The organism is Ensifer sp. LBL (assembly GCF_050435225.1).
Lineage (GTDB): Bacteria > Pseudomonadota > Alphaproteobacteria > Rhizobiales > Rhizobiaceae > Ensifer.
This window is the reverse complement of record NZ_JBNDJY010000002.1, coordinates 462,950-478,136: the sequence shown is the minus strand read 5'-3', so window position 1 is coordinate 478,136 and position 15,187 is coordinate 462,950. Positions and strand designations below refer to the sequence as shown.

The 15,187-nt window shown below is 65.3% G+C and carries 15 protein-coding genes; 8 read left to right on the top strand and 7 right to left on the bottom strand.

Going from position 1 to position 15,187, the window contains the following annotated elements:
* Positions 1-68: 68 nt before the first annotated feature.
* The 8 genes from OKW20_RS09460 to OKW20_RS09425 all read left to right on the top strand — a co-directional run bounded on the left by OKW20_RS09460 (position 69) and on the right by OKW20_RS09425 (position 8,207).
* Complete coding sequence (locus OKW20_RS09460) at positions 69-1,613, top strand: sugar ABC transporter ATP-binding protein (protein WP_082005945.1); 1,545 nt, start codon at positions 69-71, stop codon at positions 1,611-1,613.
* Positions 1,610-2,602, top strand: coding sequence for an ABC transporter permease (locus OKW20_RS09455; RefSeq protein WP_052201674.1), 993 nt, complete (start codon positions 1,610-1,612; stop codon positions 2,600-2,602). Before OKW20_RS09460 ends, OKW20_RS09455 begins: the two co-directional genes overlap by 4 nt.
* A gap of 108 nt (positions 2,603-2,710) precedes the next feature.
* Positions 2,711-3,496 (top strand): SDR family NAD(P)-dependent oxidoreductase, encoded by a 786-nt coding sequence (locus tag OKW20_RS09450; protein ID WP_043614006.1) that lies wholly within the window; start codon positions 2,711-2,713, stop codon positions 3,494-3,496.
* Between the two features lie 19 nt (positions 3,497-3,515).
* Positions 3,516-4,628, top strand: coding sequence for a mannonate dehydratase (locus tag OKW20_RS09445; RefSeq protein ID WP_429171739.1), 1,113 nt, complete (start codon positions 3,516-3,518; stop codon positions 4,626-4,628).
* A 9-nt stretch (positions 4,629-4,637) separates the two neighbouring features.
* A complete protein-coding gene (locus OKW20_RS09440) occupies positions 4,638-5,531 on the top strand; it encodes an SMP-30/gluconolactonase/LRE family protein (protein ID WP_429171737.1) in 894 nt (297 codons plus the stop codon).
* Complete coding sequence (locus OKW20_RS09435) at positions 5,528-6,550, top strand: hypothetical protein (RefSeq protein ID WP_429171735.1); 1,023 nt, start codon at positions 5,528-5,530, stop codon at positions 6,548-6,550. Before OKW20_RS09440 ends, OKW20_RS09435 begins: the two co-directional genes overlap by 4 nt.
* A gap of 42 nt (positions 6,551-6,592) precedes the next feature.
* Positions 6,593-7,435: a fumarylacetoacetate hydrolase family protein gene (locus OKW20_RS09430; protein WP_429171733.1), complete on the top strand. Its 843-nt coding sequence runs from the start codon at positions 6,593-6,595 to the stop codon at positions 7,433-7,435.
* 22 nt (positions 7,436-7,457) lie between these two features.
* The gene (locus OKW20_RS09425; RefSeq protein WP_429171731.1) at positions 7,458-8,207 is read left to right on the top strand and encodes an SDR family oxidoreductase; all 750 of its coding nucleotides are present in this window, start codon (positions 7,458-7,460) and stop codon (positions 8,205-8,207) included.
* 309 nt (positions 8,208-8,516) lie between these two features.
* Here OKW20_RS09425 and leuB read toward each other — a convergent pair whose 3' ends face one another.
* The 7 genes from leuB to OKW20_RS09390 form a co-directional block, all read right to left on the bottom strand.
* Positions 8,517-9,626 carry a 3-isopropylmalate dehydrogenase gene (gene leuB / locus OKW20_RS09420; protein WP_429171729.1) on the bottom strand — a complete coding sequence of 370 codons (1,110 nt, stop codon included), beginning with the start codon at positions 9,624-9,626 and terminating at the stop codon, positions 8,517-8,519.
* A 75-nt stretch (positions 9,627-9,701) separates the two neighbouring features.
* A complete protein-coding gene (locus OKW20_RS09415) occupies positions 9,702-9,944 on the bottom strand; it encodes a hypothetical protein (RefSeq protein WP_429171727.1) in 243 nt (80 codons plus the stop codon).
* Complete coding sequence (locus tag OKW20_RS09410; protein WP_429171726.1) at positions 9,926-11,314, bottom strand: amidase; 1,389 nt, start codon at positions 11,312-11,314, stop codon at positions 9,926-9,928. Before OKW20_RS09410 ends, OKW20_RS09415 begins: the two co-directional genes overlap by 19 nt.
* Before the next feature lie 10 nt (positions 11,315-11,324).
* Positions 11,325-12,299: an ABC transporter ATP-binding protein gene (locus OKW20_RS09405; RefSeq protein WP_429115487.1), complete on the bottom strand. Its 975-nt coding sequence runs from the start codon at positions 12,297-12,299 to the stop codon at positions 11,325-11,327.
* Entirely contained in the window at positions 12,296-13,312 is a 1,017-nt protein-coding gene (locus tag OKW20_RS09400) for an ABC transporter ATP-binding protein (protein WP_429171724.1), read from the bottom strand. The genes OKW20_RS09405 and OKW20_RS09400 overlap by 4 nt, the downstream gene beginning before the upstream one ends.
* Positions 13,309-14,169: an ABC transporter permease gene (locus OKW20_RS09395; RefSeq protein ID WP_291161257.1), complete on the bottom strand. Its 861-nt coding sequence runs from the start codon at positions 14,167-14,169 to the stop codon at positions 13,309-13,311. Before OKW20_RS09395 ends, OKW20_RS09400 begins: the two co-directional genes overlap by 4 nt.
* Positions 14,169-15,119, bottom strand: a complete 951-nt coding sequence (locus OKW20_RS09390) for an ABC transporter permease (protein WP_113540775.1) — start codon at positions 15,117-15,119, stop codon at positions 14,169-14,171. Before OKW20_RS09390 ends, OKW20_RS09395 begins: the two co-directional genes overlap by 1 nt.
* Positions 15,120-15,187 lie beyond the last annotated feature (68 nt).

Genomic DNA, 15,187 nt, shown 5'->3' with positions numbered 1-15,187 from the left:
TCTGACGTGAGCCGAGTGGCGGGTCATCGCGCCCGCCACTCCCTCGTCTTGCACAGCAGGAAATCCGCATGAGCTATCCGCAACCGAGTTCAGCCGCGTTGCAAGGGGTGCAGGGACGGCTGGACTTTCGGGCCGTGACCAAGCGTTACGGCCCGACTGTCGCCCTCTCTGAATTCACCCACAGCTTCGCTCCCGGCCAGGTTCATGCCCTGATGGGCAAGAACGGCTCGGGCAAGTCGACGCTCGTCAAGCTGCTCGCCGGCGTCACCGAGCCGACATCGGGCACGATCAGCGTCAATGGCGAGGATCGCCATTTCACCTCGCCGCACGACGCCTTTGCCGCCGGCATCGTCACCGTGCACCAGGAGCTTTCGCTGGTGCCGGAGCTTTCTGTCGGCGAAAACATCTTTCTTGGCCGGCTGCCGCATCGGCGTCGGGCCGGCTTCAGCGTCGTCGACTGGGCGGGCCTGCACAAACGCGCCGGCGAATTGCTTGCCGACATGGGGCTCGCAATCGATTCCCGCCAGCCTGTTTCGGCGCTGAGCGTCGGCCAGCAGCAGGTGGTGGAGATCGTCAAGGCGATGTCCTTCAACCCGTCGATCCTGCTGCTCGACGAGCCGACCTCGGCGCTGGCGTCGCGCGAGGTCAAGCAGCTCTTCGCGTTGATCGAGCGGCTGCGCGCCCGCGGCGTGACGATGATCTACATTACCCACCGCATGAGCGAGCTTTTCGAGATTGCCGACACCTGTACGGTGATCCGCGACGGCCACTACATCGGCGCGGTCGAGATGAAGGCGACGACGCCGTCGGCGATCGTCGGCATGATGTTCGGCGATGCCGCCCGTGCGACGCGTCCGCCACGGCGCACACTCGATCGCACCAGGCCGGTGCTCGAAGTGCGCGACCTCAGCCGCTCCGGACATTTTCAGAATGTCTCCTTCGATCTCTATCCCGGTGAGATTCTCGGCATTGCCGGTCTGCTCGGCGCCGGGCGCACGGAACTGATGCGGGCGATCTTCGGCGCCGATCGGATCGATGGCGGTAGGGTCACATTCGACGGTCGCGACATGACCGGCGCGAGCCCCCGCGACATGCGCAAGGCGGGGCTCGGCTACACGCCGGAAAACCGCAAGGAGGTCGGGCTGGTGCAGTCGCTTTCGACCGCCGACAATCTCTGCATGGCGAGCCTCGGCCCGATCTCCAACAAGGGCTTCATCTCGCGCCGCCGCGAACAGCCGCATGTGCGCCGCCAGATCGCCGATCTGCACATCAAGTGCGGCGATCCGGAGCTGCCGGTGTCGTCGCTATCGGGCGGCAACCAGCAGAAGGTGGTGATCGGCAAGTGGCTGAACCGGCAGCCGTCGGTGATGTTCTTCGACGAGCCGAGCCGCGGCGTCGACGTCCAGGCCAAGCGCCAGATCTTCGACATCATCTGGCAAAAGGCCGCCGACGGCCTCGCCAGCATCTTCGTTTCGACGGAGCTTGAGGAGGTGCTTGAGGTCGCCGACCGCATCCTCGTCATGCATCACGGCGCCGTCGTCGCCGAGGTGGATCCGACGAAAACCGACCTGACCGAACTTTACGGCCTGTGCATGGAAGGGGCCAAGCAATGACACTCGTGAGCCAGACCACCGAAGGCGGCGGACAGAACACGCCGCTCAAGTTCCTGAAAACATACCCGATGGAGATCATCCTCGCCGCGTTGGTGATTTTCCTGATCTTCGTCGCACCGGGCTTTGCCTCCACCAGCAACGTCTTGAACGTGCTGCGCACGGTCTCGATGCTCGGCATCATCGCCTTCGGCATGACGGCCGTCATCATCAGCGGCGAGATCGATCTCTCGGTCGGTGCGGGTGCTGCCCTTGCCGGCTGCATCGTCGCCTGGTTTGCCGATCGCTTCACCGATGTCTTCGGCGACTGGGGCGCGGTCACGGTGGGGTTTGCCGCCGCGTTGCTGCTCGGCTTCTCGCTCGGCTATCTCACCGGCCGTTTCCGTCAATGGTTCAACGTGCCGACCTTCATCACCACGCTGGCGCTTTTTGCAGCACTTCGCGGGGTCGCCAATCTCATCACCGGCGGCTTCCCGATGTCGTCCTTCCCGCTCGGCTTCGATTTCCTCGGCGGTGGTTACCTCTTCGGCATCCCGTTCCCGGTCTATATCTTCGCGCTGACCTTTGCGGCCATGCACTTCCTGATGAAGTACACGAGCTTCGGCCGCGAGGTTTACGCGGTCGGCGGCAACATGGAGGCGGCACGCCTTTCCGGCATCGACATCTGGAAGGTGAAGGCGCTGACGCTGGGCCTGACGGGGGCGCTCACCGCCGTCTCCGGCACGCTGATCGCCTCGCAGATCGGGGCCGGCACCGGGACGACGGCGACCGGCATGGAACTCGACGTGATTGCGGCCGTGATCATCGGCGGTACCTCGCTCTTCGGTGGCAAGGGCCGCATCTGGGGCACGCTGATCGGGGTGTTGTTCCTCGGCTGCATCTCCAACGGCATGACGCTGATGAATGTCAGCGAATATTGGCAATACGTCGTGCGCGGCGGGATCATCCTCGGCGCCGTGCTCCTGAACCAGGTTCTGGAACGGGTGCGCTGAGACCGGTGCGGGGTGTCCGCATCCCGCTCCCCCTTATGAGTAACGATCACGCTTATGATCTCGGGTCGACGCCGGCCCGGATCATCGCGATCCATCGCGGAGACAATCATGACTGAATTCAAGGGAAAAGTGGCACTGGTCACCGGCACGTCCGGCATCGGGCTTGCCTCGGCAATCCGGCTCGCCTCGTCAGGCGCGACTGTGCTTGCCTGCGGCAACGATGTCGCCACCAACGAGATCTTCGATCGCATCGCCAGAGAGCGCGACCTGCCGATGTCGACGCGGCTGACGGATGTCTCCGTGGAGACGGAAGTGGAAGCGGCCGTGCGCGAGGCGGTGCTGCGCCACGGCGGCCTCGACATCATCGTCAACGCTGCTGCCGTGCATCCCTATGGCACCGTTCTCGATACCAGCGCCGAGACCTTTGCCCGCTGCCTCGCGGTCAACGTCGGCTCGATCTACCTCACCGGACGCTTCGGCATTCCGGAGATGATGAAGCGCGGCGGCGGCGCGATCGTCAACATCTCCTCGGTGCAGGGCCATGCCTGCCAGCAGAACGTCGCGGCCTATGTCGCCTCCAAGGGCGCGATCCATGCGCTGACCCGCGCCATGGCGCTCGACCATGCGGCCGCAAGGGTGCGCGTCAACTCGGTCAGCCCCGGCTCGGTGCGCACGCCGCTGCTTGCGCTCGCGGCCCGCACCTATGGCGGCGAGGGCGTCAGCGAGGCGGAAGCTTTCGCCCGCTTCGGTGCCGCGCACCCGATCGGCCGCATTGGCGAGCCGGAGGAGGTGGCCGAACTGGTCGCTTATCTCGCCTCGGATCGCGCCGCCTTCGTCACCGGCTCGGACTTCCGCATCGACGGCGGCCTCACCGCCGGCATCGGCGTCAAATAATCGGATAGGAAAAGACAAGATGAAAATCGGCCTTGGGCTCTACCGGGAGCAACTCACCCCGGATAACTTTCAGTTTGCCGTGCAGGCGGGCGCCACCCATGTCGTCGCGCATCTGACCAACTATTTCGCCGGCAAGGACCCGAAGATCGACAGTGGCGATCAGGGCGGCTGGGGTGATTGCTCCGGTGATCGGCTCTGGACTTATGAAGAGCTGTCGGCGCTGGTGAAGGATATCAGGGCCGGCGGCCTTGAGATTGCGGCGATCGAGAATTTCTCGCCGCGTTTCTGGCATGACGTGCTGCTCGACGGGCCTGAGCGGGCTCAGCAGATCGAGGGGCTGAAGCAGCTCATTCGCGACGCCGGCCGGGCGGGGATCCCTTGCATCGGCTACAATTTCTCGCTCGCCGGCGTCTATGGCTGGACCCGCGGACCCTATGCCCGCGGCGGTGCGGAATCTGTCGGCTTCGGCGTCGAAAACAGCATTGCGCCCAGTCCGGACGCACCGATCCCCGACGGCATGATCTGGAACATGCGCTATCGCCGCGGCGTCGCCGGCGCCGCTTCCGTTTCCGTCAGTTCGGCCGAACTCTGGGAGCGCCTCGGCCACTTCCTGAAGGAGGTCGTGCCGGTCGCCGAAGAGGCGGGTGTCGTGCTCGGCGCCCATCCTGATGACCCGCCGGCCGAGGAACTGCGCGGCACGGCGCGCCTCGTCAACCGCCCGGAGAAATACGATCGGCTGATGTCGATCGTCGATTCACCGTCGAACGGGCTCGAACTCTGCCTTGGCTCGCTCCAGGAGATGCCGGGCGGCGACATCTACGAGCATGTCCGCCGCTTCGCCCGCTCCGGCCGCATCGGCTACATCCACTTCCGCAACGTGCGCGGAAAGATGCCGCGTTATGTCGAGACCTTCGTCGACGAGGGCGATATCGACATGGCCGAGATCATCCGCATCCTGCGCGACGAGAACTACCAGGGCGTGATGATCCCCGACCATACGCCGGCCATGACCTGCGGTGCCTCCTGGCATGCGGGCAAGGCCTTCGCGCTCGGCTACATGAAGGCGCTGGTGCAGAATGCCGAGGCGCTCGGGCCCTCCCGGTCGATCCCGACAAGCATCGCAGCGGAATAGGAGGCGGAGATGGCCCGTGAGCTTATCTGCGTCGCGCCTGTCGGCGACCGCTGCGGAGAGGGTGCCGTCTGGTCGGCGGACGAGGCGGCGCTCTACTGGACCGACATCAACCGGTTTCTGATCCATCGCTATGACGAGGCAACGCGAGCGGTCCGGACGTGGCTGTTCGACGAGCCAGTGGTGGCGATCTCGCTGACCCGTGAAGACGGACGGCTACTCGTCGCGCTTGGATCGAAGCTCATCTGGTGGTGGCCCGAAACCGATCGGCGGCAGGATCACGGCTTTGTCCTGCCCGGTTCGCCGCGGGTTAGGCTGAATGACGGCCGCGCCGACCCGGTCGGAAATTTCTGGGTCGGCTCGATGAAGAACAACGTCCTTCCGGACGGCCAGCTTGGCGACGTTGCCCCGGGCGAGGGCATCCTCTACCGGATCGCAGCCGACGGGTCCGTCACCGAATGGCGGCACGGGCTCGGCATTTCCAACACGCTCTGCTGGAGCCCGGACCGGCGCACCTTCTATTTCGGCGATACGCTGGCAAACGAAGTCTATGCCTTCGATTATCATGCTGCGGATGGCTCGATATCCGGCGAACGACCCTTCTTCACCGGTTTCGACCGCGGCGCGCCTGACGGTTCGGCGATCGACAGCGAAGGGTTCCTCTGGAACTGCCGCTATGGCGGTAGCTGTATCGCCTGCATTGCACCGGACGGCAGTCTTGCCGAGGCGATCGAGATGCCGGTCACCAATATCACCACCTGCACCTTCGGCGGCGCAGACTTGAAGACGCTCTACATCACCACGGCCGGGGGAGGGCCAGCCGAGCGCCTTGCCGGCAGCCTCTTTGCCACGCGCGTCGAAGTACCCGGCATGCCGGAAAATCGGTTCGGGGTGGCCACAAGGTGAGCGCGCAGACGACTCGACGGGCGCTCGCATGGGCGCACGGCAGCCTCGCGGTGCAGTCGCTCGGCGGCATGCTCGGCCCGGTGCTGTTCGTGCTGCCGGACGGGCGACAGGTCAGCCCCTTGCATATCGCGCCTTGGGGTAACGACCCCGAACGCGAGACCCTGCCGGACATCCTGCAGGAATTGCGCGGCGAATGGCCGTGTGTGCCTTTCGGCAGCGACGCTGATCGCGCGCTGCCTGCGGGCTGGTCGGCAATCGGCGAGAGTTTCGACGGCGCCGCCGTGCCGCATGGTCACGGTTCCAACGTCCATTGGACCTGGGGCGACTGCGACGAGCGTCGGATCACCCTGGAATGCCACTATCCGGACGACCATCCGATCCGGTTGTTGCGGCGGCGGATCGTTCCCGATCCGGGCGCGGCCGCCATCGACATCGCGCTCGACATCGAGGCGCGGCGGCCGTGCCGCCTGCCGATCGGCCTGCATCCGACCTTTCGACTGTCGCCGCGGCCGGGCTCCGTCGTCATCGAGCCGGGCAGCTACCATCGGGTGTGGAGTTTCCCCGGCGATGTTGAGCCCGGCGCAGAGCTGTTTGTGCCGAACCGGGAGTGGCCGTCGCTCGGGGAGGTCGGAACCCGCGGTGGCGCGACGGTCGATGCAGCGCAAGTGCCGTTCGCCGTGGACACTGAGGATCTCCTGCAGCTCTCCGGCATCGATGGCAGCGTCGCGCTGCACTACCGTGATGAGGGCTTTCGCGCGCGGCTTTCCTGGCAGAAGGAGCATTTCCCGAGCGTGCTGCTCTGGTACAGCAACCGCGGCCGAAAGGCGTATCCGTGGAACGGACGGCATGTGGCACTCGGCGTCGAGCCGATCGCCTCGGCCTTCGATCTCGGGCCGGCCATTTCCGCTGGCGTCAACCCGCTGTCGGCATCGGGCGTCGCAACGACGATCGCCTTCGAGCCCGGACAAACCTTCACCACACGCTATCGGCTTTCCGCCGAAGCCGCGCCAGCGGGCTGAGCCGAGCGCTCGCCCCGTTCCTTCCAAACGAAAGGCCACCCGATGAAATTGTTGCGTTTGACCGTAAACGGCTCCGCCGTGCCCTGCATTCTGGATGGCGAGGGTCGAGCACGCGATGTGTCCTCGCTCGTTCAGGACTTTACGGCGGAGACCTTGCCCGGCGTCTCGGCTGCCTTGTCCGGGGTCAATCTGTCAGCTTTGCCCCTGGTGCCCGTTATCGATGCGGATATCCTGCCGCCGGTCGCAAGGCCGGGCACGATCTGGTGCATCGGGCTCAACTATTCGGATCACGCCGAAGAGGCGGGCCTTCCGGTGCCGTCAGATCCGATCCTGTTCAACAAGGCGTCCGGCACGTATTGCGGGCCGAACGCCCCTCTTCTTTACTCCGAAAAAATGTCGAAGCTCGACTGGGAGGTCGAACTCGGCATCGTCATCGGCAAGCGTGCCCTGAATGTGTCGCGCACTGACGCGATGGCGCATGTCTTCGGCTACACCGTCGTCAACGATGTCTCCGAGCGGGCCTGGCAGATCGAACGCGGCGGGCAGTGGGTGAAGGGCAAGAGCTTTCCGAACTTCTGCCCGACGGGGCCATGGCTTGTGACCAAGGACGAGGTGCCGGATCCGCAGGCACTGCCGATGTGGCTCGACGTCAACGGCGAGCGCATGCAGGCGGGCACGACCGCGCGCATGATCTTCGATGTCGCGACCATCGTCTCCTACATGAGCGAATTCTGTGTGCTGGAGCCGGGCGATCTCATCTGCACGGGCACGCCTCCTGGCGTCGGGATGGGCAAGAAGCCGCCGCGCTACCTGAAGCCCGGCGACGTGGTGGAACTCGGTATCGACGGCCTTGGCCACCAGCGACAGGCCGTTGAGGCCATCTGATGCGCGCGAAGGGAAACGGATGATGAGTGAAAAGACGGGACGATTGGCCGGACGCGTGGCGGTGGTCACCGCCGCCGGCCAGGGCATCGGCCGCGCGGTGGCCGAACGGCTGATGGCAGAGGGTGCCGAAGTTCATGCGAGCGACATCAACGATGGCCTGCTCGCCACACTCGACGGTGCCGCGACGACGCGGCTGGACGCGACAGACCACGCGGCTGTAGCCGGCTACTTTGCGGCCTTCCAGCGTATCGACATCCTCGTGCATGCGGTCGGCTACGTGCACCAGGGCACGATCGAGGAATGTGCGCCCGAGGACTGGCGCCGCTCGGTGAACATCACGCTCGACAGCGCCTATAACGTGATTGCCGGCGCAATCCCTAAGATGAAAGCGGCTGGCGGTAGCATCATCACCATCGGCTCGGTCGCCTCCTCGATCAAGGGCTTTCCGCGCCGCGCGGCCTACGGTGCCGCCAAGGGCGGTATCATCGGTCTCACCAAGGCGGTCGCGGCGGACTACGTCTCGCGGGGCATCCGCTGCAATTCGGTCTGCCCGGGAACGGTGGCCTCGCCCTCACTGGAAGAGCGTATCGGCGAACTCGGCCAAAAACTCGGAAGCCGGGATGAGGCCTACCGGTCCTTCATCAGCCGCCAGCCGGCCGGCCGCTTCGGCACGGTGGAGGAAGTCGCCGCCATCTGCGCCTTCCTTGCTTCCGACGAGGCAGCCTTCATCACCGGCCAGGCCATCAACATCGACGGCGGGATTACGATCTGAGGGCATGGCCGCCGTCGACGTGGACGCTACGAGTGCCCGCTGCGCGGTGCTCCACACTCCGTCTTCCTCGCCCTTGTGGCGGGGATCCAACGACCCGACGTCATCAGGGTAAAAATGACTTTTCAGCCCAAAGACTTGGGCTGGTCCCGCAGTTCCAGGGAGGTTTGGTTGCCTCCTCTTCCTTTCTGCGGCGTCGCGGTAGCAACGCGCAATCTTGTTTGTGCACGCCACCAAACGCAAAACACCTCCGGATTGGCTCCGGAGGTGTTTTTGTCGCAGAGGCTTGAGGCCGCGCGGGTATCGTTCGTCTTACGCCGACAGCGCCTTGAACTCGGCAAGGATGGCGTCGCCCATCTCCGTGGTACCGACCTTCTTCGCCCCTTCGGCCATGATGTCGCCGGTGCGGATGCCCTGATCGAGCACGTTGGCGATCGCCTTCTCCAGATTGTCGGCTTCCTTCACGAGGTTGAAGGAGTAGCGCAGGCACATGGCGAACGACGCGATCATCGCGATCGGGTTGGCAATGCCCTTACCGGCAATGTCCGGCGCCGAGCCATGCACCGGCTCGTAGAGCGCTTTGCGCTTGCCGCTGACACCATCCGGTGCACCGAGCGAGGCCGACGGCAGCATGCCGAGCGAACCGGTGAGCATGGCGGCCACATCCGACAGCATGTCGCCGAACAGGTTGTCGGTGACGATGACGTCGAACTGCTTGGGCTGGCGCACCAGCTGCATGCCGCCGGCGTCGGCCAGCATGTGCTCGAGCTGGACGTCGGAATATTTCGCCTTGTGCGTCTCGGTCACCACCTGGTTCCACAAGACGCCCGACTTCATGACGTTGCGCTTTTCCATCGAGCAGACGCGGTTTTGCCGCGTGCGGGCCAGCTCGAAGGCAACGCCTGAGATGCGCTCGATCTCGTAGGTGTCGTAGACCTGGGTGTCGATGCCGCGCTTCTGGCCGTTGCCGAGATCGATGATCTCCTTCGGTTCGCCGAAATAGACGCCGCCGGTGAGCTCGCGCACGATCAGGATGTCGAGGCCTTCGACCAGCTCGGGCTTCAGCGACGAGGCAGCGGCCAGCGCCGGGTAGCAGATCGCCGGACGCAGGTTGGCAAACAGCTGCAGGTCCTTGCGCAGGCGCAACAGACCGGCTTCCGGGCGGACTTCATAGGGCACCGCATCCCACTTCGGACCGCCGACGGCGCCAAACAGAACCGCGTCGGCGGCGAGCGCCTTTGCCATATCCTCTTCCGAGATCGCCTGGCCGTGGGCGTCATAGGCCGAACCGCCGACCAGGCCCTCGTCGGTCACGAAGCCGGCAGCAAGCTCGGCGTTCATGTAGGCGATGATTTTGCGGACTTCCGCCATGGCTTCCGGGCCGATGCCGTCGCCGGGAAGGATGAAAAGTTTGCGGGCCATTGTCGGCACTCCTGTGGTTTTCAGTCTGTGTAAAGCGGCACGGCCGCGTCGATGATGGTGGTGGGCGAGATCCGGCTACGCTGCCTTCGCGCCTTCGATCTGCCCGATGCGCTCACGCAGCGTATTGGCGACAGCCTGCGAGGCCGAAGTCACGGCGATTTCGAGGCTGGCCTTGCCGCCGTCCACCTCGATCGCGAGTTTCGAAACGCTGACGCCAAGTCGGCGAACGATGTCGAGCAGGCGGGAGACGATGTTCTCGAGATCGCCGCTCTCGATGGTGTAGCGCATCGTGTCGCTCATCATGCGACCTTCGGCCATGGGCGCTGCTCCGGACGCATGGTCTCGAAGGCGCGCGCGAGGCGAAGCACGCCGATATCGTCGAACTGCTGGCCGATGATCTGCAGGCCGATCGGCAGGCCGCCTGCGGTATAGCCGCAGTTGAGCGAGATTGCCGGCTGGCCGCCCATGTTGACGGCGACGGTGAAGGCGATGTGCTCGAACGGCTTCTGCGGGTCGTTGACCGGCGAGGCCCATTCGGCCGGGTAAGATGCGGTCGGCGCGGTCGGTGAGAGGATGAAGTCATAGCCGGAAAGTGCTGCATGCAGCGTGTTGCGCATCGCCTCGATCTGGGCGAAGCCGGTATAGACCTCACGGCCGTTAAAGTCCTCAGCGGTTTTGATCCAGTCGAAGATGTAGGGCAGGATCTGCGCCTGCTTTTCCGGCGAAAGGCGCGAAACGTCTTCCCAGCCGCGTGCCCGCCAGAAGCGGTCGAGACCGTCGATCATCTCGCGTGTCAGGAACGGGCCGATCGGTTCGATGGTCGCGCCGGCGTCGGCAAAGAGCTCGGCCGCCTTCTTGACTGCCTGCTCCGTTTCCGCCGTGACCGACTGGCCAAAGCCGGCGTCGAGCCAGAGGCCGATCTTCAGGCCCTTCAGGTCACGGTCGAGATCGAGCCAGGGAATATCGGCATAGGGCAGGGACATCGTGTCCCGGGCGTCCGGCTGCGACAGTACCGACATGTAAAGCGCCGTATCGGCGACCGTCCGGGTCATCGGGCCGGCGACGCGGCCGATGAAGGGCGGGTTGATCGGCACGCGGCCGGCCGAAGGCTTCAGCCCAACGATGCCGCACCAGCCGGCGGGCAGGCGGACCGAGCCGCCGATATCCGTGCCGATGTGCAAAGGCCCATAACCGGCCGCGGCGGCCGCACCCGCGCCGGCGCTCGACCCGCCCGGATTGGCCGAGAGGTCCCACGGGTTGCGGGCAAGCTTGTGGAAGCTGGAAAGGCCGGAGGAGAGCATGCCGTAGTCCGGCATGGTGGTCTTGGCGAGCAGAATGCCCCCCGCCTCGCGGGTGCGGGCCGCCGGCGGCGCGTCGGCCGTGGCCGGCGTCAGCGACACGGCGGCGCAGCCGAGCGGAACGGCTGTGCCCTTGGTTGCGATGTTTTCCTTGATCGTCACCGGCACGCCGTCGATCGCACCCAGAGGCTCGCCCTTTGCCCAGCGTTCCTCCGAAGCCTTGGCGGCCTTGCGCGCCTCGGCCGGGTCATAGGCCCAGAGCGCATTCAGCTTCGGCTCGGAAGCGTCGATGCGGGCAATGACGGCTTCCGTGACCTCGACGGGGGAAAGCTTCTTCGAGCGGTAGGCGTCGACAAGATCGACGGCGGAGAGATCGGCGAGTTCGGACATGGGGCACTTCCTAGGCAAAATGGCAGCGGGCGGACCAGGCCGGCGTTACCGGCTTGGCCTCAGGCGTTCGGCTCAGACAGATCTCCTGTCTCGCGGGACAGACGGCGGCATAGGCGCAGCCGGCTGCGGTCGTTGCGGTATGGACGGGCGTTTGCGGTGGCCCATCGGAGCGCACGCGCTTGCGGCGCCCGGAAAACGGCTTGGGCACGGCGGCGACCAGCGCTTGGGTGTAAGGATGGCGGGGGTTGTCGAACACCTCTGATGTCGGCCCTTCCTCGACGATGCGGCCGAGATGCATGACCGCCACCCGGTCGGTGATGGCGCGCACCACACCAAGATCGTGGCTGATGAAGAGGTAGGAAAGGCCAAGCTTTTCCTGCAGGTCCATCATCAGGTTCAAAACCTGCGCCTGGATCGAGACGTCCAGTGCGGAGACCGGTTCGTCGGCGACGATCAGCGCCGGCCGGGTGATCAGCGCACGGGCGATGGCGATGCGCTGGCGCTGACCGCCGGAGAATTCGTGCGGATACTTGTCGGCCGACGCCAGCGGCAGGCCGACCGCCTCCAGCACCTCGGCGATGCGGCGGTTGCGCTCTGTGGTGCCGGTCCCGCGCTCCAGCGAAACGATCGGCTCGGAGATGATTGTCCTCACCGTATGGCGCGGATCGAGTGAGCCGTAGGGATCCTGGAAGATCGCCTGAAAGCCCTTGCGCGCCTCGCGCAGTCCAGCGCGATCGAGCGCATAGATATCCTTACCGGCAATCGAGACCTGGCCGGACTGAGGCCGTTCCAGCCCCATCACGGCGCGGGCCAGCGTCGATTTGCCGGAGCCGCTTTCGCCGACGATGCCGAGGCTCTGGCCAGCGGCCAGTTCGACGCTCACCCCGTGCAGCACGCGCAGGCGGCTCTGCTTCGAGAAGATCGACGGGCGCGGCAGGTCGTATTCGCGCACCAGATCGGTGGTCTTGAGGATCACCTCGCTCACGATGCCACCATCCTTTCGCGCGGATGAAAGCAGGCGGCGCGATGCTCGACATTTTCATCGGTGTTGATCAGGTCCAGCGCCGGGATCGCCTGACGACAGTCCGGTTGGGCATAGGAACAGCGGTCGGCAAAGGAGCAATGCGGCGGCCGGCCGAACGGGTCAGGTACGATGCCGGGAATGGCGTTCAGCCTCGGCCGCCCTTCACTTGGATGTCGCGGGGCGAGTGCTGCGCCATGCGGTGAGGCGGCGAAAAGGCCACGGGCATAGGGATGCGCCATGCGGGCAAACACATCCTCGGTGCGCCCGGTTTCGATGATGCGGCCGGCATACATGACGGCGATGCGGTCGGTCATCTCCGAGACGACGCCGAGATCGTGGGTGATCAGCATCAGCGCCGTGCCGGTGTCTTCAATCAGCTCGTCGAGCAGATCGAGGATCTGCGCCTGCACCGTAACGTCGAGCGCCGTCGTCGGCTCGTCGGCGATCAGCAGATCCGGTTCACAGGCGATCGCCATGGCGATCATCACGCGCTGGCGTTGACCGCCGGAGAGCTGGTGTGGGTAGAGGTCCAGATCGAAGCGCGGCGCCGGTAGGCCGACCCGGTCGAGCAGCGCGCGCGCCTTCTTCTCGGCATCGGCTTTCGTTTCGCCGAGGTGCAGCCGCCGACCCTCGGCGATCTGCGCGCCGATCGACTTGACCGGATTGAGCGCCGTCATCGGCTCCTGGAAGATCATCGCCATGCGCCGGCCGCGATAGCCGCAATAGTCGGCTTCGCCCAAGCCCGCGAGATTGCGGCCGTCGAAGGAAAGTTCGCCGCGCACCCGCATGCGCTGCGGCAGCAGCCCCATGACGGCAAGGGCGGTCATCGACTTGCCGCTGCCGGATTCGCCGACGATGCCAAGCCGTTCGCCGCGATTGAGCTCGAGGTCGATGTCGCAGACGATATCGACGATGCTCTTGCCGGCTGCGAGTTCGACCGACATGCCGGCCATCTGAAGCAAGGGTTTCGTCATCGTTGCCGCCTCACGCGCGGGTCGAGAATGTCGCGCAGGCCGTCGCCGAGCAGGTTGAGGCCGAGCACGGCGAAGGTGATCGCCAGTCCCGGGAAGATCGCGAGCCAGGGCGCCTGATAGATGAAGGTCTGGGCGTCGTTCAGCATCTTGCCCCAGCTCGGCATCGGCGGCTGTGTGCCGAGGCCGACGTAGGAGAGACCGGCTTCGGCGACGATCGCGAGGGCAAACTGGATCGTCACCTGGACGAGCAGCACGTGGTTGATGTTGGGCAGGATGTGCAGAAACGTGATCGCGACGTCGCCACGACCGGCGCATCGCGCGGCCTGCACATATTCGCGTTTCCAGAGACCCATCGAGGCGCCGCGGGTGACGCGGGCAAAGACCGGGATGTTGAAGATGCCGATTGCGATCATCGCGTTGGTGGCGCCGGGGCCGAAGATCGCGGTGATGATGACGGCGGTCAGAAGCGCCGGGAAGGCGAAGGCAAGGTCGCTCATGCGCATGACGAGACCATCAACCCACCCGCCGCGGGCGGCCGCCCAGGCGCCGAGCGGCACGCCGATGCCGGCGCCGACCAGCACCGCGACGATCGAGACGCTGATCGAGTTGCGGGCGCCGACCATGATCATCGACAGGATGTCGCGGCCGAAATTGTCGGTGCCGAACCAATGGGCAAGGCTCGGCCCCTGCAGCTTGTCGCGGAAGTTCATCGCCGTCGGCGAATAGGGTGTCCAGACATAGGAGACGAGCGCCATCGCCACGAGGATGACGGTGACGGTGGCGCCGATCGTCAGGTTTCGGCTGCCGATGAGCTTGGAGAAGAGGCTGGGTTGCGCGGCGGCTGCGGGAGTGGACATTAGTGGCCTCCCCTCGACAGGCGCGGATCCAGATAGCCGTAGACCAGATCGACGAGGAAATTGATGGTGATGACGGAGGCGGCAAGCAGTGTCACCAGCGTCTGTACCGTCACGAGATCGCGCTGCGCGATCGCCTGGAAGACGAGGCGGCCGATGCCCGGCAGGTTGAAGACGTTCTCGATGATGATCGTACCGGCAAGCAGAAAGGAGAACTGCAGGCCGATGATGGTCACCACAGGGATCAGTGCGTTGGGCACCGCGTGTTTCCAGAGTGCCCCGGAGCGGCTGAGCCCCTTGGCGCGGGCGGTGCGAATGAAATCCTCGCCGAGCGTTTCGATGACGGCCGAGCGCGTGACGCGGCCGAGAATGGCTGCAAGCGGCAGGCCGAGCGCGAGCGCTGGCAGTATGAGCGAATGCAGGCCGTTCCAGATGCCGCCTTCCCAGCCGGCAAAACCGGAGGCCGGGAACCAGGCGAGCTTCAGCGCGAAGAGCAGGATGAAGAGAAGCGCCAGCCAGAAGTTGGGGATGGCGACGCCGACCTGGGCGATGCCCATGACGACGGTGTCGCCGGCCTTGCCGCGGTTGGCGGCGGCATAGACGCCGATGGCGATGGCGACGACGACGGAGATCGCCATCGAGAGCAGTGCCAGCGGCAGCGTCACCAGGATGCGGGGCCCGAGCAGTTCGCGGATCGGCACCGAATAGGTGAGGCTCATGCCGAAATCGCCGACGACGAAGCCGCCGATCCAGTGGAGGTAGCGGATCCAGATCGGCTGGTCGAGGCCGAGCTGCCGGTGCAGCGCCGCGATCGCATCTGCGTCGGCATTCATGCCGAGCATCAGCACGGCCGGGTCGCCGGGCAGCACCTGCATCAGCAGAAAGACGATGACTGAGGCAACCAGTGTCGTCAGCAAGAGCGACACGAGGCGACCGCCAATGAAGGAAATCACATCAACCTCCCGGAATGAGCAAGCGTTGATCGGTGCCGGGTGCGGCGATCAACGGCAGATCTGCGTCC